The sequence below is a fragment of the Thomasclavelia sp. genome (assembly GCF_017889095.1).
Classification (GTDB): Bacteria; Bacillota_I; Bacilli_A; order Erysipelotrichales; family Coprobacillaceae; genus Thomasclavelia.
On the sequence record NZ_JAGHEW010000403.1, the window covers coordinates 1 to 1,187 of the forward strand.

At 24.6% G+C, this 1,187-nt stretch carries 2 protein-coding genes; both read right to left on the reverse strand.

Annotated features, from left to right (window positions below; all coding sequences use genetic code 11):
• On the reverse strand, nucleotides 1–226 hold a 226-nt coding region (locus tag J7M77_RS16720; protein WP_296880629.1), incomplete at its 3' end, for a hypothetical protein.
• A 517-nt stretch (nucleotides 227–743) separates the two neighbouring features.
• The coding region (locus J7M77_RS16725) for a YoaK family protein (protein WP_296880630.1) at nucleotides 744–1,187 on the reverse strand (444 nt) is incomplete at its 5' end.

A 1,187-nucleotide genomic window follows, 5' to 3' on the forward strand; every position in this document is an offset into this window, starting at 1 on the left:
TATAATTGATAACCATCAAATATAGAAAATAAATTACAAATACTAAAACAATCATAATAATCGTAAGATAATAAACATCAAAGAAAAAAGCAATTATGGCACCAATGACCATTAATAAATCAAAAATCATTATTTTTTTCATCCAGTTAGCATCAACTGTATATTTTTTTAAATACTTATATACTGAAACATCCGTATAATTATTTTTTACAACTATTTCTTTCATTGACAAAACTCCTTTATAATAAACCAATTATAGCACTCTTTTATCATTAAAAAAAGCTAGGAATATCCTAACTTTAATTACGCATTATATTCTTTTACTAAATATTTATCAGTTTTAAATTCAATATATTTATACTCTTGATACATACTGTTCACTTATTTCAACTATATGACTAGTTAGTATCAAAACAGTAATAAATAACAAAAATCTTGTTACCTGATACTAACGCGTTAATTCTATTGACCAAAATTGAAAAAAATTCATTTTTGGTCAATAGAATTACATTTCACTTTGAAAAGGTCCCCATTTTAAGATACCTATAATTAGCTATATAAATTATTATAATATTATTTTACGTATTAGTGAGCATTATTGGTAACTAAAATAAAATTGACACAGGGAATAAACTTATAACTTTGGTGATTTTCTATATGCACTATTAGAATTTGAACACTAATGATGATGTTTAAAATTAATCAATTTATTATTAAAAAAGTTAGGAATACCCTAACTTTAATTACGCATTATATTCTTTTACTAAATACTTATCAGTTTTAAATTCATATTCATAAATCATAAAACTTAAATTCACTAATAATAAAATACTACAAAGCCAAATCGCATGAATTCCATATAATGAACAAGCTAAATAAGAAAAAGCTACTCCAGTATGAAAACTAATTAAAGTACCGCCAAACACTTGTGCTTTTTGCAATTTTTCTTGACGTTGTTTACCATCTTCCATCAAAGCATACTCAGTTAACGATATAACTGTCTGTTTTATATTGTTGGTAGAAAAGATCGTTGAACTAGCATAGCCTAATGCTCCTTTAAAAACACACCATTGAAAAGCAGTAACAAAGAATATTGGATATAAAGATAACATTGGATCAACACTTTCAGGAATCATCCCGACAAATAATACTGCTAATAATTCTAAACCAATACATAAATATTTTAA